Annotated in this window: 12 protein-coding genes; 9 read left to right on the top strand and 3 right to left on the bottom strand. The window is 72.4% G+C overall.

Translation table 11 applies throughout. From position 1 onward, the window contains the following. Both ABT123_RS24875 and ABT123_RS24870 read left to right on the top strand, forming a co-directional pair. On the top strand, window positions 1–2,517 hold a 2,517-nt coding region (locus ABT123_RS24875), incomplete at its 5' end, for an AAA family ATPase (RefSeq protein ID WP_502971035.1). Between the two features lie 170 nt (window positions 2,518–2,687). After that, window positions 2,688–4,118 carry a sugar porter family MFS transporter gene (locus ABT123_RS24870; RefSeq protein WP_351318424.1) on the top strand — a complete coding sequence of 477 codons (1,431 nt, stop codon included), beginning with the start codon at window positions 2,688–2,690 and terminating at the stop codon, window positions 4,116–4,118. A 46-nt stretch (window positions 4,119–4,164) separates the two neighbouring features. On the opposite strand, the gene ABT123_RS24865 is transcribed toward ABT123_RS24870, so the two are convergent. Both ABT123_RS24865 and ABT123_RS24860 read right to left on the bottom strand, forming a co-directional pair. Then, on the bottom strand, window positions 4,165–5,151 hold the full coding sequence (locus ABT123_RS24865) for an LLM class flavin-dependent oxidoreductase (RefSeq protein ID WP_351318422.1): 987 nt from the start codon (window positions 5,149–5,151) through the stop codon (window positions 4,165–4,167). A gap of 61 nt (window positions 5,152–5,212) precedes the next feature. Further along, complete coding sequence (locus ABT123_RS24860) at window positions 5,213–6,676, bottom strand: cytosine permease (RefSeq protein ID WP_351318420.1); 1,464 nt, start codon at window positions 6,674–6,676, stop codon at window positions 5,213–5,215. Between the two features lie 138 nt (window positions 6,677–6,814). On the opposite strand from ABT123_RS24860, the gene ftsY reads away from it, so the two are divergent. Further along, window positions 6,815–8,041, top strand: a complete 1,227-nt coding sequence (gene ftsY / locus ABT123_RS24855; RefSeq protein ID WP_351318418.1) for a signal recognition particle-docking protein FtsY — start codon at window positions 6,815–6,817, stop codon at window positions 8,039–8,041. A gap of 128 nt (window positions 8,042–8,169) precedes the next feature. On the opposite strand, the gene ABT123_RS24850 is transcribed toward ftsY, so the two are convergent. Beyond that, window positions 8,170–8,838: a bifunctional DNA primase/polymerase gene (locus ABT123_RS24850; protein ID WP_351318416.1), complete on the bottom strand. Its 669-nt coding sequence runs from the start codon at window positions 8,836–8,838 to the stop codon at window positions 8,170–8,172. A gap of 326 nt (window positions 8,839–9,164) precedes the next feature. On the opposite strand from ABT123_RS24850, the gene nsdA reads away from it, so the two are divergent. The 6 genes from nsdA to ftsH all read left to right on the top strand — a co-directional run bounded on the left by nsdA (window position 9,165) and on the right by ftsH (window position 19,042). Next, the gene (nsdA, locus tag ABT123_RS24845) at window positions 9,165–10,688 is read left to right on the top strand and encodes a transcriptional repressor NsdA (RefSeq protein WP_351318414.1); all 1,524 of its coding nucleotides are present in this window, start codon (window positions 9,165–9,167) and stop codon (window positions 10,686–10,688) included. A 283-nt stretch (window positions 10,689–10,971) separates the two neighbouring features. Next, window positions 10,972–12,324 (top strand): ammonium transporter, encoded by a 1,353-nt coding sequence (locus tag ABT123_RS24840; RefSeq protein ID WP_351318412.1) that lies wholly within the window; start codon window positions 10,972–10,974, stop codon window positions 12,322–12,324. Next, window positions 12,321–12,659: a P-II family nitrogen regulator gene (locus tag ABT123_RS24835; RefSeq protein WP_150207128.1), complete on the top strand. Its 339-nt coding sequence runs from the start codon at window positions 12,321–12,323 to the stop codon at window positions 12,657–12,659. Before ABT123_RS24840 ends, ABT123_RS24835 begins: the two co-directional genes overlap by 4 nt. Before the next feature lie 170 nt (window positions 12,660–12,829). Then, window positions 12,830–15,262: a [protein-PII] uridylyltransferase gene (locus ABT123_RS24830; RefSeq protein ID WP_351318410.1), complete on the top strand. Its 2,433-nt coding sequence runs from the start codon at window positions 12,830–12,832 to the stop codon at window positions 15,260–15,262. A gap of 126 nt (window positions 15,263–15,388) precedes the next feature. Beyond that, window positions 15,389–16,951: a signal recognition particle protein gene (gene ffh, locus ABT123_RS24825; RefSeq protein ID WP_351318408.1), complete on the top strand. Its 1,563-nt coding sequence runs from the start codon at window positions 15,389–15,391 to the stop codon at window positions 16,949–16,951. Window positions 16,952–17,125: 174 nt separating this feature from the next. Continuing rightward, on the top strand, window positions 17,126–19,042 hold the full coding sequence (gene ftsH, locus ABT123_RS24820) for an ATP-dependent zinc metalloprotease FtsH (protein ID WP_351318406.1): 1,917 nt from the start codon (window positions 17,126–17,128) through the stop codon (window positions 19,040–19,042). Window positions 19,043–19,045 lie beyond the last annotated feature (3 nt).

Genomic DNA, 19,045 nt, shown 5'->3' with positions numbered 1-19,045 from the left:
GCCGGGCCGGGCATTCCGGCACCGGCTTCGGGCCCGGCCCCGGGCCCGGGCACCGGCCCGGCCGGGCCGGTGCCCGGGGCGGCTCCTGCCCGGGCAGCGGAGCCCGGCTGGGCGGATGTTCCCGGGCAGAGCGGCCCGCCGGCGGACGCGGACCCCCTCCGGGGCGCAGCTCCGGCCGCAGGAGCGGAGATCCCCCACCCCGCCCCTTCCCGAAACCGGGACTCCGCCCCGGACCCCGTCGCCGCCGCTACCGGCGCGCCCGCCGCCGCTGCGCGGCAGGCGGGGGGCTCCGCCCCCGAACTGGGTTTCGGCGCTGGCGCGCCAGGCGCTGCGCTGGAGGGCGTCGGCGGCTGCGCCGCCGAGGTTGCCGCTGCGCGGCAGACAGGGGGCTTCGCCCCCGAACCCGGTTTCGGAACCGGCGTTCCGGACCCCGCCGACGCCGCGACCGGTGCGCCCGCCGCCGCTGCGGGGCAGCCGGGGGGCTCCGCCCCCGAAACGGGTTCCGGCGCCGGCGCGCCGGGCGCTGCGCTGGAGGGCATTGGCGGCTGCGCCGCCGAGGCTGCCGTTGCGCGGCAGCCAGGGGGCTTCGCCCCTGCCTCCGCTGCCGGTACCGGCGCGCCCGCCGCCGGGGGCGGGGAGGGCGTTGCGTTGAGCCCCGTTGGCAGCGGCGCTGCTGCGCGGCAGGCGGGGGGCTTCGGCCCCCAGCCGCAGGCCGGGTGGCCCGGGGCCCCCGGGCTGGTCGGGGGGGATGTTGGCGTGTGTCGGGCCGTGGGGTGGGTGTTGCGGGACTACGTTGTCGTGCCCACGCTCGACGACGCCGAGGCCCTGGTCGCCGAGCGCCCCGAGCTCATGGCCGTGACGCACGACGGCGACGTACTCGGCGCGCACCTCGCGCACGGCGGGTCCGCCGGGGTGCCGAGCCTCATCGAGGTGCAGGCCGCCGTTGACGAGGCCGCCCGGGAGCTGGCCGGGCTCGAGGTCCGGTGCGTCGAGCTGGCCGGCGTACGGGTGGCGGCCGAGCAGCGGCGGAAGGCCGCGGCTGCGCTCGTCGAAGAGCTCGCCGAGCGGCGCCGGGAGGCGGAGCGGGCCCGGGCCGGGGTCGCCCAGCAGCTCGGCCGGCTCGCCGGCCAGGCGAAGGGCGCAGCCGGCGAGGCCGAGCGCAGCGCAACGGCCGCGGCGAAGGCCCAGGACGCCCTGGACCAGGCGCTGATGGAGGTCGAGGAGTGCGCCGAGCGGCTCGCCGTCGCCGAGGAGATGCCGGTGGAGGAGGAGCCGGACACCGCCGTCCGGGACCGGCTCGCCGCCGACGGCGCCAACGCCCGGCAGACCGAGATGGAGGCGCGGCTCCAGCTCAGGACCCACGAGGAGCGGGTCAAGGGGCTGGCCGGCCGGGCCGACGGTCTCGACCGGGCCGCCCGCGCCGAGCGCGAGGCCCGCGCCCGGGCCGACCGGCGCCGGGCCCGGCTGCGCCACGAGGCGGAGGTGGCCGCCGCCGTCGCCGACGGCGCCCGCCAGCTCCTCGCCCACATCGAGGTGTCCCTGCAGCGCGCGGACGCGGAACGGCAGGACGCCGAGTACGCCAAGGGGTTGCGCGAGCAGGAGCTCGCCCTGGCCCGGACCCGTGGCCGAGACCTCAAGGGCGAGCTCGACAAGCTGACCGACTCGGTGCACCGCGGCGAGGTGCTCGGCGCCGAGAAGCGGCTGCGCATTGAGCAGCTGGAAACCCGGGCGCTGGAGGAGCTCGGCGTGGAGCCCGCCGGCCTGGTCGCCGAGTACGGCCCCGACCAGCTCGTGCCGCCCTCCCTGCCCGCCGAGGGCGAGGAACTCCCGGAGGACCCGGAGCACCCGCGCAACCGGCCCGGGCCGTTCGTCCGGGCCCAGCAGGAGAAGCGGCTGAAGGCAGCCGAACGGGCCTACCAGCAGCTCGGCAAGGTGAATCCGCTGGCCCTGGAGGAGTTCGCCGCATTGGAGGAGCGCCATAAGTTCCTGAGCGAGCAGCTCGACGACCTGCGCAAGACCCGGGCCGACCTCCTTCAGGTCGTGAAGGAGGTCGACGAGCGCGTCGAGCAGGTGTTCACGGAGGCGTACCGGGACACCGCCCGCGAGTTCGAGGGGGTCTTCTCCCGGTTGTTCCCCGGGGGCGAGGGCCGGCTGATCCTGACCGATCCCGACAATATGCTCGCCACCGGTGTGGACGTCGAGGCCCGCCCGCCGGGCAAGAAGGTCAAGCGGCTGTCGCTGCTCTCCGGCGGGGAGCGCTCGCTGACCGCCGTGGCCCTGCTGGTGTCCATCTTCAAGGCGCGGCCCAGCCCGTTCTACGTGATGGACGAGGTCGAGGCCGCGCTCGACGACACCAACCTCCAGCGGCTGATCCGGATCATGGAGGAGCTCCAGGAGAGCTCACAGCTGATCGTGATCACGCACCAGAAGCGGACCATGGAGGTCGCCGACGCGCTGTACGGCGTATCCATGCAGGGCGACGGGGTCTCCAAGGTCATCAGCCAGCGCCTCCGCTGAGGGTTGGTTCAAGAAGTGAACGTTGCGGCGGATTCGGAAACATCTCTGTCAGGTATTGACTTCAGGAACTGAACACATAGGCTCGCTCCGCTGTCTCCCGACTTCGGGTGGTGCAAGATCTTGAACTGTGCGCCACTGTGAGGACGGACAAAACCCCCACGGAGCGCACCTTGACCAGCACAGAGCAGGCGTCGGCCTCGGGCGGCGAACCCACCCCTCGTCCCGAGCACCTCGGCCATGTCATCTTCATCGCCGCGGCTGCCGCGATGGGCGGATTCCTCTTCGGCTACGACAGCTCCGTGATCAACGGCGCGGTCGAGGCCATCCGCAGCCGCTTCGACATCGGCTCCGAGGCTCTCGCCCAGGTGATCGCCGCCGCCCTCATCGGCTGTGCCATCGGCGCCGCCACCGCCGGCCGGATCGCCGACCGGATCGGCCGTATCCGCTGTATGCAGATCGCCGCCGTGCTCTTCACGGCCAGCGCGCTCGGCTCGGCCCTCCCCTTCGCCCTCTGGGACCTCGCCATGTGGCGGGTCATCGGCGGCTTCGCCATCGGCATGGCCTCGGTCATCGGCCCGGCCTACATCGCCGAGGTCTCCCCGCCCGCCTACCGCGGCCGGCTCGCCTCCTTCCAGCAAGCTGCCATCGTCATCGGCATCGCCGTCTCCCAGCTGGTCAACTGGGGCATCCTCAACCTCGCCGGCGGCGAGCAGCGCGGGGAGATCGCCGGCCTGGAAGCCTGGCAGTGGATGCTGGGCGTGATGGTGGTCCCGGCGATCCTCTACGGCGTACTGTCCTTCGTCATCCCCGAGTCCCCCCGTTACCTGGTCTCCGTGGGCCGCACCGCGGAAGCCAGGAAGGTGCTGGGCGAGGTCGAGGGCACGAAGATCGACCTGGACGCCCGGGTCCACGAGATCGACCTCGCCATGCGGTCCGAACACAAGTCCACCTTCAAGGACCTGATGGGCGGTCGCTTCGGACTGCTGCCCATCGTCTGGATCGGCATCGGGCTGTCGGTGTTCCAGCAGCTCGTCGGCATCAACGTGATCTTCTACTACAGCTCCTCGCTGTGGCAGTCCGTCGGCATCGACCCGACCAGCTCGTTCTTCTACTCCTTCACCACCTCGATCATCAACATCATCGGCACCGTGATCGCGATGGTCTTCGTCGACCGGATCGGCCGCAAGCCGCTGGCCCTCATCGGCTCGGCCGGCATGGCCGTCTCCCTCGGCGTGTGCGCCTGGGCCTTCTCCTTCAAGACCGGCTCCGACGGCAACATCTCCATCCCCGACACCCAGGGCACCATCGCCCTCGTCGCCGCGCACTCCTTCGTACTCTTCTTCGCCCTGTCCTGGGGCGTGGTCGTATGGGTGCTGCTCGGCGAGATGTTCCCCAACCGGATCCGCGCCGCGGCCCTCGGTGTGGCGGCCTCGGCCCAGTGGATCGCCAACTGGCTGATCACCGTCACCTTCCCGACGCTCTCCGACTGGAACCTGTCGGGCGCCTACATGATCTACACCTTCTTCGCCCTGCTCTCGATCCCCTTCGTCATCAAATGGGTGCCGGAGACCAAGGGCAAGGCGCTGGAGGAGATGGGGTAACCATCCCCGCCACCACCCCTCTCCTCGCACGGGTCACTGCCCCGGCTCAGTCCTTGAGCCGGGGCAGTACCTGTTCGCAGAGCAGCTGCAGGCTGCGCCACCCCTCGTCGACCGGCATGCCCCCGCACAGCGGGTGCAGCACCAGGTTCCCGGCCTCGCCCGCGCCCCGCGCATAGGCCACGGCCTCCTCCGGAGACAGGATCCGGTAGACCCCCTCGGCGCGCAGTTCCGCCACCGTCCGGGCGCCGGACCGCACCGCCGAGCGGATGTCCTTGGACTGCCACGAGGCGTACCTGCCCGCCTCGTGCAGGAACCGTTCGCCGTGCTCGGCCCAGGTCCGGTCCGGGTCCTCCGCGATGTGCAGCAGCGGGGTCTGTGCGGCGGGCATCATGCAGAAGCCCTCCGTCCCGTACTCCGCCAGCTTCGCCTGGTAGTACGCCTCCAGCTCCGGCAGGTGGGCGCTGGGGAAGAAGGGCAGCCCGAGCCGGGCCGCGCGCCGGGCCGCCGCCTGCGAGCTGCCGCCGACCAGCAGGAGCGGGTGCGGCTGGGTGAACGGCCGCGGGGTGACCCGTACCGTCCGGCCGCGGAACTCGAAGGGCTCGCCGGTCCACGCTTTCAGCAGGGTCTCCAGCAGCTCGTCCTGGAGCCGGCCGCGCCGGCCCCACTCCACGCCGTGCTGCTCGTACTCCTCCGGCCGGTAGCCGATGCCGGACACCGTCACCAGCCGCCCGCCGCTCAGCAGGTCCAGCACTGCGATGTCCTCGGCGACCCTCAGCGGGTCGTAGAGCGGGCCGATGATCGCCGAGACGGTGACCGCGATCCGGCGGGTGGCGCCGAACACCGCGCCCGCGAAGGCGAAGGGGGAGGGCAGCCAGTTGTTGTCGGTGCCGTGGTGCTCCTCGGTCTGGATGGTGTCGATCCCGCGGTCGTCGGCGTACTTCGCCATCTCCACCGCCGCCTGGTAGCGGGCGGCGAGGGTCTCGGGGGTGCCGTTCGGGTCGACGAGGTTGAACCGGGCCACGGTGATGGGCATGGATGCTCCCCCTCCGGCGGATGTGGTGTGGCGGCGGAGGGGGAGGCTAGCTGACGTAGCGTCAGTTGGACAGGGATCCGGCGGTCTCGCGCCGATCCTCCCCGGCGACGTCGGCGCGGGCCGGCTCTGCCTGCGCCTGTGCCGAGCGCGGCAGTACGGCGTACAGCGCGCCCGACGTCAGGATGCCGACCGCCCAGCCCAGCCCGTTCTCACCGATCCAGGTGCCGGCCAGCGGCCCGCTGAACCAGTCCACCGAGGTGAAGAGCAGCCCCACCGCCAGCGCCACCGCCCAGGCGGTCATGGCCTGCCAGGCGAACCCGCCCCGGTACCAGTACGCACTGGTGCGGGTGGTGTCCATCAGGGCCTCGGCGTCGTACGTCCGGCGGCGCAGCATGTCCACGCCGAACACCCCGATCCAGGCGGAGAAGGCCACCGCCAGCAGGGTCAGGAAGGAGATGAAGGACCCGAAGAAGCTGGTGGCCACCACCATCAGCAGGAAGCCGAAGACCAGGCTGATGACCGCGTTGACGCTGACCGCCGCGGCCCGCGGCACCTTGATGCCCAGGGTCTGCGCGGTGAACCCGGCCGAGTACATGGACATCGAGTTGATCAGCAGCATGCCGACCAGCGCGATCAGCAGGTACGGGACCGCGATCCAGGTGGGCAGCAGCTCGCCGATGAAGGACACCGGGTCCTGGGCCTCGGCCAGGTCGGGCGTGCCGACCGCCATCACCGCACCCATCAGCACCATCGGGATGACGACCACGGCCGCACCGCCGACGGTCGCACCGACCATGCCCCGGGAGGAGGCGGTGCGCGGCAGGTAGCGGGTGAAGTCCGGGCCGGACGGCACCCAGCTGATGCCGCCCGCGGCGATGGTGCCGATGCCTGCGATCATCATCGCGGTGGAGCCGGCCGGCTTGTCGAAGACCGCGGACCAGTCGGTGTCGAAGACCAGGTAGCCCAGCACCAGCACGCTGAACGCGCCGAACAGGTACGTGGACCACTTCGAGCAGACCCGCAGGGCATTGATGCCGAGCCCGGAGACGAGGAAGGTGCAGCCGACGAACAGCAGCAGGGTGACCACGATCAGCGGGGTGCTGCTCTCGATGCCGAAGAGCAGATCCAGCACGGTGATCAGGGCGTAGGCGCCGCTCACCGCGTTGATCGTCTCCCAGCCCCAGCGGGCGATCCAGATCAGCGCGCCGGGGAAGAGGTTGCCGCGCTGCCCGAAGACGGCCCGGGACAGGGCCATGCCGGGGGCGCCGCCGCGCTTGCCGGCGATCGAGATCAGGCCCACGATCCCGTACGAGACCACCGGCGCGGCAACGGCGACCACCAGCACCTGCCAGAAGTTCAGCCCGTTGAAGATGACCAGCCCGGCGCCCATGGTCAACAGCAGCACGCTGATGTTGGCGGCGACCCAGGTCGGGACGAGTTCGCGGACGCGGCCGGTGCGCTCACTGTCGGGTACGGGCTCCAGGCCGCGGGTCTCTATCGCGCCGTCGGTGGCCTCGGCAGGCATGCGTGCTCCGTGGGGGTGTGGGAGGGGATGCCCCATCATCGTAGGTTGCGCGCGGACAACACAAATGGCGGCTTACGTCCCGGTCGGATCCTCCGGCTGCCGGAGCGGAGGGCCGCGGTGGCCGATACTGGACCCGTTATGGACATCCTCATCCTTGCTGTAGTCATCGCCCTGGTCGCGGTCGGCGTCATCAGCGGGCTCGTGGTCGGCAGCCGCAAGAAGAAGCAGCTGCCGCCCTCGGCACCGTCGAGCACGCCGACCATCACTGCCCCGCCCGCCGAACCGCAGGTGGGGGAGGACGCCGCTCCGACGGTCGAAGAGCCGCGCCGGACCATCGAGGAGGTCGTGCTCCCCGAGGCGGAGGCCGCGGCGCCCGAGGCCCCCGCCGTGGCCGAGCCCGAGGCCCCGGTCGCGCCCGCCGCGCCCGAGATCGAGGTGCCGGAGCCCACCGCAGGCCGGCTGGTCCGGCTGCGCGCCCGCCTCGCGCGGTCCCAGAACACCCTCGGGAAGGGCCTGCTCACGCTGCTCTCCCGGGAGCACCTCGACGACGACACCTGGGAGGAGATCGAGGAGATCCTCCTCACCGCCGACGTCGGCGTGACCCCCACCCAGGAGCTCGTCGACCGGCTCCGCGAGCGGGTCAAGGTGCTCGGCACCCGCACCCCCGACCAGCTGCGCGCCCTGCTGCGCGAGGAGCTCATCGCCCTCATCGGCCCGGACATGGACCGCGTCGTCAAGACCGAGAGCGGCCTGGACACGCCCGGCGTGATCATGGTCGTCGGCGTCAACGGCACCGGCAAGACCACCACCACCGGCAAGCTGGCCCGGGTGCTCGTCGCCGACGGCCGCAGCGTGGTGCTGGGTGCGGCGGACACCTTCCGGGCCGCCGCCGCCGACCAGCTGCAGACCTGGGGCGAGCGGGTCGGCGCGCGCACCGTCCGCGGCCCCGAGGGCGGCGACCCGGCGTCGATCGCCTTCGACGCGGTCAAGGAGGGCATCGCCGAGGGCGCGGACGTGGTCCTGATCGACACCGCGGGCCGGCTGCACACCAAGACCGGTCTGATGGACGAGCTCGGCAAGGTCAAGCGGGTCGTGGAGAAGCACGGCCCCCTGGACGAGATCCTGCTCGTCCTGGACGCCACCACCGGACAGAACGGCCTGACCCAGGCCCGCGTGTTCGCCGAGGTCGTGGACATCACCGGCATCGTGCTCACCAAGCTCGACGGCACCGCCAAGGGCGGCATCGTGGTCGCGGTCCAGCGCGAGCTGGGCGTCCCGGTCAAGCTGGTCGGCCTGGGCGAGGGCGCCGACGACCTGGCCCCGTTCGAACCGGCCGCATTCGTCGACGCCCTCATCGGAGACTGAACCGGCTGGTCAACCGGCTGATCAAACCAACTGATCAAGCACAGTCGTACGTCGCCCGGGGCCCCCGCGCTTCGCAAGAAGCCCGGGGGCCCCGGCGCGCCCGGAGCCCCGCCGGGGCCGGACCGGCGTCAGCGCCGCAAGCGGTGGCAGATGTAGGCGAGGGTGCCCAGCAGCAGGCGGGCCTGCGGCGGGCGGCCGGCCGTGTCGAGGGTCGGGGGCCGGAGCCAGCCGACCGGGCCGAGGCCCCCGTGGTCCGAGGGCGGGGCGGTCAGGAAGGCCCCCTCGCCCAGCGCACGCAGATCGAGGTCGGCGTCGTCCCAGCCCATCCGGTACAGCAGCTGCGGCAGCTCCGCCGCCGCGCCGGGGGCCACGAAGAACTGGGCCCGGCCGTCCGGGGTGGCGGTCACCGGGCCGAGCGGGAGGCCCATCCGCTCCAGCCGGACCAAGGCCCGCCGGCCCGCCTCCTCCGCGACCTCGATCAGGTCGAAGCTCCGGCCCGCCGGCAGCAGCACGGCGGCACCGGGATAGTCCGCCCAGGCCTCGGTGGCCTCGTCCAGGGTCGCGCCCGCCGGAACCGCCCTGGCGCCCGGCAGCGGATGTGCGCCAGGGGTCCGGCAGCCGCGGTCGCCGCAGGAGCAGTCCCGGGCCGGACCGGCGGCGCGGGCGCCCGGGACCGCGTCCCAGCCCCACAGGCCGGTGTACTCCGCCACCGCCGTGCAGTCCGACATCCGGCCGCGGCGCCGGGTGCCGGTCCGGAACTCCTTGGTGCCCCGGCTGCCGCCGATCGTGAAGCCCATGCCCATGCCCCCTCCAACGGGTCCGGTCAGCCGGTGGTTACGCGCCCCGATTCGTGCCCTGCTTGCCACTGAGGCCGGTCTGTGTCCAGTGAATCGCGCCCGACGCGTGGCGAGTTCATTCGAAGGGGTGGCGAATGGTGGCGTTTCCGGGATCGACCTCGCCACAGGGGTGATCGTAGGATTACTTTCGGTACACGAACCCCGATGGCGGAGTCATCCGTGGGTATGCCGGAGGCAATCGGTGAAGGGCTTGTGAAGGCCCGTGAAGGCCCGCGCGGGCCGGGCCAGGGTTCGGGTGGAGAGGCGATCCGGATGGGGGCGTTCCAGTGAGCGGCAGCGGCGCAAGCGGAACGAACACAGAGCTTGCGGTGTCCACTGCCCGCAACGAACAACTGACCTCGTGGTTCGTCCGCAGCGGCTGGTCCAAGGGCGAGCTCGCCCGCCAGGTCAACCGCCGGGCCCGCCAGATGGGCGCGCACCACATCAGCACGGACACCTCCCGGGTCCGCCGCTGGCTCGATGGCGAACAGCCCCGCGAGCCCGTCCCGCGCATCCTCTCGGAGCTGTTCTCCGAACGCTTCGGCACCGTCGTCGCCATCGAGCACCTCGGCCTGCGCACCGCCCACCAGACCCCGTCCGTCTCCGGCGTCGACCTGCCCTGGGCGGGCCCCCAGACCGTCGAGCTGCTCGGCGAGTTCTCCCGCAGCGACCTGATGCTCGCCCGCCGCGGCTTCCTCGGCACCTCGCTCGCCCTCTCCGCCGGCCCCGCCCTCATCGAGCCCATGCAGCGCTGGCTCGTCCCGGTCCCGGCCGTCGACCCCGGAGGGCGCGAGGCGGCGGGCCACCCCGCGGCGCCCGGCGGCGGACCGGGGGGCCTCAGCGGCCACCGCCCGCCCCGGCTCTCCGAACCGGAACTCGACCTCCTCGAAGCCACCACCGTGATGTTCCGGCAGTGGGACGCCCAGTGCGGCGGGGGACTGCGCCGCAAAGCCGTGGTCGGCCAGCTCCACGAGGTCACCGACCTGCTCCAGGAGAACCACCCGGCGCCGGTCGTCAAGCGCCTCTTCAAGGTCGCCGCCGAACTCGCCGAACTCGCCGGCTGGATGAGCTACGACATCGGGTTGCACCCCACCGCCCAGAAGTACTTCGTCCTCGCCCTGCACGCCTCCAAGGAAGCCGGGGACAAGCCGCTCGGCTCGTACATCCTCTCCAATATGAGCCGCCAGATGATCCACCTCGGCCGCCCCGAGGACGCCCTGGAACTCATCCACCTCGCCCAGTACGGCAGCCGCGACTGCGCCGGCCCGCGCACCCAGGCCATGCTGTATGCGATGGAGGCCCGCGCCTACGCCAACATGGGCCAGCCCAGCCGCTGCAAGCGGGCCGTCCGGATGGCCGAGGACACCTTCGGCGACGCCGGCCTGGACGGCGTACCCGAGCCCGACTGGATCCGCTTCTTCTCCGAGGCCGAACTCAACGGGGAGAACGCCCACTCCTACCGGGACCTGGCCTATGTGGCCGGCCGCAGCCCCACCTACGCCTCCCTCGCCGAACCCGTCATGGAACGGGCCGTGGAACTCTTCGCCAAGGACGAGGAACACCAGCGCTCCTACGCCCTCAACCTCATCGGCATGGCCACCGTCCACCTGCTCCAGCGGCAGCCCGAGCAGGCCACCGTCCTCGTCGACCAAGCCCTCGACGTGGCCGGAAAGGTACGGTCCGAGCGGGTGAACACCCGGCTCCGCAAGACTGTCGACACCGCCGCACGCGAGTACGGCGACATCGCCGAGGTCGTCCGGCTCACCGACCACCTCGCCGCCCGCCTCCCCGAGTCCGCGGAGGCCGTCTAGACCCCGGCCGCGGCAGGCACCCCGCGAAGCCCGATCAGGCTCCCCCGGCCAGGTCATCCGGGGCCTGCCGCGGCCGGACACAGCGATCACCCGTTCATGGGCGCGTAACACGCCCGACCTCTTCGTCACCGTCGCGAAACACCGAGCGGCACCGCCGGAAACCGGCCTGCGCGAATCTCAGGGCCAATAACCGGCCAGTCCCGCAGGCAGGCCGGTTATTGGCCGCCGCTCAGGTTTCACACGATCGCCCGCACGCGAACGTACCGACGACGAGGAGACGCCGATGGCAGCATCCGCCATCACGACCCTTGCCGCAGACGCCCCGACACTGTCTGCCGCGAACACCGGGTTCATGCTCATCTGCTCCGCCCTGGTCATGCTGATGACCCCGGGCCTGGCCTTCTTCTACGGAGGCATGGTCCGCGTCAAGAGCAGCCTCAACATGCTGATGATGAGCTTCATCAGCCTCGGGATCGTCACGATCCTCTGGGTCCTCTTCGGCTTCAGCCTCGCCTTCGGCACCGACATCGGATCCGTCATCGGCTGGTCCTCCGAGTACGTCGGCCTCAGTGGCATCGGCCTCACCCAGCTCTGGGACGGCTACACCATCCCGGTCTACGTCTTCGCCGTGTTCCAGCTGATGTTCGCCATCATCACCCCGGCCCTGATCAGCGGCGCCCTCGCCGACCGCGTCAAGTTCTCCGCCTGGGCCCTGTTCATCACCCTCTGGGTCACCGCCGTCTACTTCCCCGTCGCCCACTGGGTCTGGGGCGCCGGCGGCTGGCTCTTCGAGATGGGCGTCATCGACTTCGCGGGCGGTACCGCCGTCCACATCAACGCCGGTGCCGCCGCCCTCGGCGTGATCCTGGTCATCGGCAAGCGCGTCGGCTTCAAGAGGGACCCGATGCGCCCGCACAGCCTCCCGCTGGTGATGCTCGGCGCCGGCCTCCTGTGGTTCGGCTGGTTCGGCTTCAACGCCGGCTCCTGGCTCGGCAACGACGACGGCATCGGCGCCGTCATGTTCCTCAACACCCAGGTCGCCACCGCCGCCGCCATGCTCGCCTGGCTGGGCTACGAGAAGGTCCGGCACGGCTCCTTCACCACCCTCGGCGCAGCCTCCGGCGCGGTCGCGGGCCTGGTCGCCATCACCCCCTCCGGCGGCTCCTGCTCGCCGCTCGGTGCGATCGCCATCGGTGCGATCGCCGGCCTGGTGTGCGCCATGGCCGTCGGCCTCAAGTACAAGTTCGGCTACGACGACTCCCTCGACGTGGTCGGCGTCCACCTGGTCGGCGGTGTCCTCGGCTCCCTGCTCGTCGGCTTCTTCGCCACCGGCGGAGTCCAGTCCGACGCGGCCGGCCTCTTCTACGGCGGCGGTCTCGAACAGCTCGGCAAGCAGGCGATCGGCGTCTTCTCCGTCCTCGCCTACTCTCTCCTGGCATCCGCGCTGCTCGCCTTCCTCCTCGACAAGACGATCGGCATGCGGGTCAGCGAGGACGACGAGGTCTCCGGCATCGACCAGGTCGAACACGCCGAGACCGCCTACGACTTCAGCGGCGCCGGCGGGGGCGTCTCCTCGCGGAGCACCGCCGCCGCCACTGCCACCGCTGTCCAGGACTCGAAGAAGGTCGACGCATGAAGCTCATCACCGCGATCGTGAAGCCGCACAAGCTGGACGAGATCAAGGACGCCCTGCAGGCCTTCGGCGTCCAGGGGCTCACGGTCTCCGAGGCCAGCGGATACGGCCGGCAGCGCGGCCACACCGAGGTCTACCGCGGTGCCGAGTACACCGTCGACCTGGTCCCGAAGATGCGGATCGAGGTCCTCGTCGAGGACGACGCGGCCGACGACGTCATGGATGTCCTGGTCTCCGCCGCCCAGACCGGCAAGATCGGTGACGGCAAGGTGTGGAGCGTCCCGGTGGACTCGGTGATCCGGGTCCGCACCGGCGAACGCGGCGCGGACGCCCTCTAGGGCGGACGCAGCGCTTCAGCCGGGGCCATCGGACGCGGTCCGGGGCCCCGGCGGAGGCGCTCACAGCGTTGTCCCCCAGCGCCGATGCCGCCCAGCGGCGGCACGGCACCAGCCGAACGGGGCGTCCGGCCCCGACCAGCCGGACACCCCCAGGACCCGGGAGCCGTCGGGTGACGAGTGCGGAAAACCCAACCACCGATGCCACGGATGGAACGCCCGGACCCGGGGGGTATGCGGCGGCCCGGCTGGGGCTCCTGCAAGAGGAGGCCCGGCCCGGGGCTTCGCGGCGGTCCGCGCTGGCCGGGCTTACCGACGGCTGGCTGAGCGGGCTGTTCGCGGCTGCCGCCGCGGAGAGCGGCGTACGGGGCGCGGCCCTGGTGGCCGTCGGCGGCTACGGCCGCGCCGAACTCTCCCCGCGCAGCGACCTCGACCTGCTGCTCCTCCACGATGGCAAGGCCGATCCCGCCAAGCTCTCGCGGCTCGCCGACCGGCTCTGGTACCCGGTCTGGGACCTCGGCATCGCCCTGGACCACTCGGTCCGCACCCCGGCCGAAGCCCGCAAGACGGCCGGCGAGGACCTCAAGGTCCAGCTCGGCCTGCTCGACGCCCGCCCCGTCGCCGGCGACCTCGGCCTGCTGGCCGGACTGCGTACCTCCGTCCTGGCCGACTGGCGCAACCAGGCCCCCCGCCGGCTCCCCGAGCTGCACTCCCTGTGCCGGGACCGGGCCGAGCGGTTCGGCGAGCTCCGCTTCCTCCTCGAACCCGACCTGAAGGAGGCCCGCGGCGGGCTGCGGGACGTCGCCGCGCTGCGCGCCGTCGCCGCCTCCTGGCTGGCCGACGCCCCGCGCGAAGGCCTCGCCGAGGCCCGCCGCCGGCTGCTGGACGCCCGCGACGCCCTGCACCTGGTCACCGGCCGGGCGGGCGACCGGCTCTCGCTCCAGGAGCAGGACCAGGTGGCCGCCCGGATGGGCCTGCTCGACGCCGACGCCCTGCTCCGCGAGGTGTACGAGGCCGCGCGGGTGGTCGCGTACGCCGGGGACGTCACCTGGCGCGAGGTCGGCCGGGTCCTGCGGGCCCGCTCGGCCCGCCCCCGGCTGCGCGGACTGCTCGGCTCCCGGGTGGCCGGCCCGGCCGAGCGCGCCCCGCTCGCCGAGGGCGTGGTCGAACAGGACGGCGAGGTGGTGCTGGCTCTGGCCGCCCGGCCGGAACGAGACCCGGTGCTGCCGCTCCGGCTGGGCGCCGCCGCGGCCCAGGCCGGGCTGCCGGTCTCGCTGCACGCCGTACGCCGGCTCGCCGCCCAGACCGGGCCGCTGCCGGTGCCCTGGCCCGCCGAGGCCCGGGAACAGCTGCTGACCCTGCTGGGAGCCGGCGAGCCCACCGTCCCCGTCTGGGAGGCCCTGGAGGCCGAGGGCCTCATCTCCCGGCTCCTCCCGGACTGGGAGCGGGTCCGCTGCCGGCCGCAGCGCAACCCCGTGCACACCTGGACCGTGGACCGGCACCTCATCGAGACCGCCGTCCGGGCCTCGGCGATGACCCGCCGTGTCGGCCGGCCCGACCTGCTGCTGATGGCCGCCCTGCTGCACGACATCGGCAAGGGCTGGCCCGGCGACCACTCGGTGGCCGGCCAGACCATCGCCCGCGACGTCGCCGTACGGGTCGGCTTCGATCCGGCCGACGCGGCCGTGCTGGCCACCCTGGTACGCCACCACCTGCTGCTCATCGACACCGCCACCCGCCGCGACCTGGACGACCCGGCCACCCTCCGGTCGGTCGCCGACGCGGTCGGCACGCCCGGCACGCTGGAGCTCCTGCACGCCCTCACCGAGGCGGACGCGCTGGCCACCGGCCCGGCGGCCTGGTCCGCCTGGCGCGGCTCGCTGGTCGCCGACCTGGTCCGGCGGGTCGCGGCCGTCCTGGACGGGGCGCCGGCCGCCCCCTCGGTCCCCGCCCAGCCCGGGGCCGAACAGGAACGCCTCGCGGTGGAGGCCCTGCGCACCGGCGAACCCGTACTCACCCTGCACGCCCGGCAGGAGGCGGACGCGGTCGGCGTCGAGCTGGCCGTCGCCGTCCCCGACCAGCCCGGGGTGCTGCCCGCGGTGGCCGGCGTCCTGGCCCTGCACCGGCTGACCGTCCGGGCCGCCGACCTGCGCTCGGTGGAGCTCCCCGACCGGCTGGGCGAGGTCCTGGTGCTGCGCTGGCGGGTGGCGGCCGAATACGGCTCCCTCCCGGAGGCGGCCCGGCTGCGCGCGGATCTGGTGCGCGCGCTGGACGGCTCGCTGGACGTCCCGGCGAAGCTGGCGGACCGCGAGGCGGCGTATCCGCGCCGGCGGGGGGTGGTCCCGCCGCCGCCCCGGGTCACGGTGGTCCCGGAGGTCTCCTCGCTGGCGACGGTCCTGGAGGTGCGGGCTCCGGACGCGGTGGGGCTGCTGCACCGGATCGGGCGGGCGCTGGAATCCGGCGGGGTGCGGGTGCGGAGCGCGCACGTGTCCACCCTCGGCGCGAACGCGGTGGACACGGTGTACGTGGTCGACGCGGACGGCAAACCCCTCCCGCCCGCAGCCGCCGCCACCCTGGCCACTGCCATCCAGTCCGCCCTGACCTAGGGGGTGCGCCCACTCCGCCCTGAGCCCGGGGCGGGGTGGGGAATCCCACCACAGGGGCACGCACGTTGCGCGGGCGGATACTCTGGGGGCGACCGCACTCCAACGACCCGAGGAATCGCGACCACCGTGTTCGATACGCTTTCCGACCGCCTCAGCGCGACTTTCAAGAGCCTTCGCGGCAAGGGCCGCCTGAGCGAGGCCGACATCGACGCCGCGGCCCGGGAAATCCGTATCGCCCTCCTCGAGGCCGACGTCGCCCTCCCGGTCGTCCGCTCGTTCATCGCGAACGTCAAGGAGCGCGCCCGCGGCGCCGAGGTCTCCAAGGCGCTCAACCCGGCCCAGCAGGTCCTCAAGATCGTCAACGAGGAGCTGGTCTCGATCCTCGGCGGCGAGACCCGCCGCCTGCGCTTCGCCAAGACCGCCCCGACCGTGATCATGCTCGCGGGTCTGCAGGGTGCCGGTAAGACCACCCTCGCCGGAAAGCTCGGCTTCTGGCTGAAGGGCCAGGGCCACACCCCGCTGCTCGTCGCCTGCGACCTCCAGCGCCCCAACGCCGTCAACCAGCTGGGCATCGTCGCCGAGCGCGCCGGTGTCGGCTTCTATGGCCCGCAGCCCGGCAACGGCGTCGGCGACCCGATCCAGGTCGCGAAGGACTCCATCGAGTACGCGCGCACCAAGCAGCACGACATCGTCATCGTCGACACCGCCGGCCGCCTCGGCATCGACGCCGAGATGATGCAGCAGGCCGCGGACATCCGTGACGCGGTCTCGCCCGACGAGATCCTCTTCGTCGTCGACGCGATGATCGGTCAGGACGCGGTCAACACCGCCGAGGCCTTCCGCGACGGCGTCGGCTTCGACGGTGTGGTGCTGTCCAAGCTCGACGGCGACGCCCGCGGTGGTGCCGCGCTCTCCATCGCGCACGTCACCGGCAAGCAGATCATGTTCGCCTCGAACGGCGAGAAGCTCGACGACTTCGACGCCTTCCACCCGGACCGGATGGCCGGCCGGATCCTCGACATGGGTGACATGCTCACCCTCATCGAGCAGGCCGAGAAGACCTTCAGCCAGGCCGAGGCCGAGAAGATGGCGGCCAAGCTGGCGAAGGGGCCGAAGGAGTTCACCCTCGACGACTTCCTGGCCCAGATGGAGCAGGTCCGGAAGATGGGCTCCATCTCCAAGCTGCTCGGCATGCTCCCCGGCATGGGCCAGATCAAGGACCAGATCAACAACATCGACGAGCGGGACGTGGACCGCACGGCCGCCATCATCAAGTCGATGACCCCGGCCGAGCGCCAGGACCCGCACATCATCAACGGCTCCCGGCGCGCCCGTATCGCCAAGGGTTCCGGCGTCGAGGTCAGCGCGGTCAAGAACCTCGTCGAGCGGTTCTTCGAGGCCCGCAAGATGATGTCCCGGATGGCGCAGGGCGGCGGCATGCCGGGGATGCCCGGCATCCCGGGCATGGGCGGTGGCCCCGGCCGGCAGAAGAAGCAGATCAAGCAGGCCAAGGGCAAGCGCAAGAGCGGCAACCCGATGAAGCGCAAGGCCGAGGAGGCCGCCGCGGCGGCCCGCCGCGAGGCGGGCCCGGCGGCCATCGAGGCCGACGGCAACCCGTTCGGCCTGCCGGCCGGCGCGCCCGGCGAGGACTTCGAACTCCCCGACGAGTTCAAGAAGTTCATGAAGTAGCCGGTCCGGCCGGACTGGTCGAGCAGGCCTACAGGCGTCACCGAAGGGGCGTGCGGGATCTCCCGCACGCCCCTTCGGCGTACCCGGACCGCCCGCCCGGGAGAGCAAAGATCCTATTTGTCACTTAATGTCGGCCGGAGGACGGTAGCCGGAAGGACGGTAGAAGGAGGCCTCTTGCCCAGCCCCACCCCCGTACCCCCGCGCGACCGGGCGGACACGCCCTGGCGGTCCGAAGGCGCCCCGCCCGCCCCGCCGCCGAAGCGGCGGATGCCCGGCGGCTGGCGCGGACTGGCCCTCGCCGCGCTGATCGTCTTCCTGATCACCAACCTGGTGCTGTCCTTCTTCAACGAAGGCGACGAGCCGACCATCTCGTACACCGAGTTCAGCAAACAGGTCACCGACGGCAACGTCTCGAAGATCTACTCCAAGGGCGACGCCATCCAGGGCGAACTCAAGAAGGAGCAGCCGCTCCCGGACGGCAAGGGCGACTACACCAAGTTCGTCACCCAGCGCCCTGCCTTCGCCGACGACCAGCTCTGGGCCAACCTCACCGCCAAGGGCGTCACCGTCACCGCCTCCCCGGTCGTCGTAGCGCGCAGCTTCCTGGCGAACCTGCTGCTCTCGCTCGCGCCGATCGTGCTGCTGGTGGGGTTCTGGCTGCTGATCGCCCGCCGGATGGGCGGGGCGATGGGCGGAGCCGGCGGGTTCGGCCGGAAGGCCCCGCCCAAGCCGGTGGAGCTGGAAGGCGGCAAACGGACCACCTTCGACGACGTGGCGGGCATCGACGAGGTCGAGGAGGAGCTCAGCGAGGTCGTCGACTTCCTGAAGAACCCGCAGGCCTACCGGAGGATGGGCGCCCGGATGCCCGGCGGCGTCCTGCTCGCCGGTCCGCCCGGCACCGGCAAGACCCTGCTGGCCCGGGCGGTGGCCGGCGAGGCGGGGGTGCCGTTCTTCTCCGCCTCCGCCTCCGAGTTCATCGAGATGATCGTCGGCGTCGGCGCCTCACGGGTCCGCGAACTGTTCACCGAGGCCCGCAAGGTCGCCCCCGCGATCATCTTCATCGACGAGATCGACACCATCGGACGGGCCCGCGGGGGCGGCGGGGGCCTGGGCGGCCACGACGAACGCGAACAGACGCTCAACCAGATCCTGACCGAGATGGACGGGTTCTCCGGCTCGGAGGGCGTGGTCGTACTCGCCGCCACCAACCGCGCCAGCGTTCTCGACCCCGCACTGACCCGGCCCGGCCGGTTCGACCGTACGGTGGCCGTCTCCCCGCCCGACCGGGCCGGCCGGGAGGCCATCCTGCGCATCCACACCCGGGACATCCCGCTCGACCCGGCGGTGGACCTGGCCCAGGTGGCCCGCACCACCCCCGGCATGACCGGAGCCGAGCTCGCCAACCTCGCCAACGAGGCGGCGCTGCTGGCGGTCAAGCGCGAGCAGACCGCGGTCACCCGGGGCGACCTCTCCGACGCCCTGGAGAAGGTCCAGCTGGGGGCGAAACGGCCGCTGGTGATGCCCGAGGAGGAACGCCGCCGCACCGCCTACCACGAGAGCGGCCACGCCCTGCTGGGCATGCTCCACCCCGGCGCCGACCCCGTCCGGAAGATCACCATCGTGCCGCGCGGCCGGGCCCTCGGCGTCACCCTCTCCACCCCCGACGCCGACCGCTACGCCTACACCGAGGAGTACCTGCGCGGCCGGATCACCGGCGCGCTCGGCGGCATGGCCGCCGAGCACGTGGTCTACAACGTCATCACCACCGGTGCCGAGAACGACCTCGAACAGGTGACGAACCTGGCCCGCGGCATGGTCGGCCGCTGGGGCATGAGCGACCGGGTCGGCCGGCTCACCGCGATCCCGGCCGACGCCGAGGCGCCGTACGGCCTGACCGCCGCACCCGCCACCCTGGACGCGGTGGACCACGAGATGCGGCGGATCGTGGACGAGTGCTACGAGAACGCCTGCCGCCTGCTGCGCGAGCACCGGGAGCAGCTCGACGCGCTCGCCGAGGCCCTCCTCGCCAACGAGACCCTGGAGGAGGACGCGGCGTACGCGGCGGCGGGCATCACCCGCCCGGCCAAGTGACCC

The organism is Streptomyces sp. NPDC002054, from assembly GCF_040296685.1.
GTDB lineage: Bacteria > Actinomycetota > Actinomycetes > Streptomycetales > Streptomycetaceae > Streptomyces.
Note: the sequence above shows the minus strand (reverse complement) of the source record. Positions and strands in the feature narration are given on the sequence as shown.

Excerpts from the sequence above, each read along its gene's own strand:
- ABT123_RS24840 (WP_351318412.1), top strand. The coding sequence starts at position 10,972 with ATGGCAGCATCCGCCATCACGACCCTTGCCGCAGACGCCCCGACACTG.
- ABT123_RS24865 (WP_351318422.1), bottom strand. The coding sequence starts at position 5,151 with ATGCCCATCACCGTGGCCCGGTTCAACCTCGTCGACCCGAACGGCACC.
- ABT123_RS24850 (WP_351318416.1), bottom strand. The coding sequence starts at position 8,838 with ATGGGCTTCACGATCGGCGGCAGCCGGGGCACCAAGGAGTTCCGGACC.
- ABT123_RS24835 (WP_150207128.1), top strand. The coding sequence starts at position 12,321 with ATGAAGCTCATCACCGCGATCGTGAAGCCGCACAAGCTGGACGAGATC.
- ftsY (WP_351318418.1), top strand. The coding sequence starts at position 6,815 with ATGGACATCCTCATCCTTGCTGTAGTCATCGCCCTGGTCGCGGTCGGC.
- ABT123_RS24860 (WP_351318420.1), bottom strand. The coding sequence starts at position 6,676 with ATGCCTGCCGAGGCCACCGACGGCGCGATAGAGACCCGCGGCCTGGAG.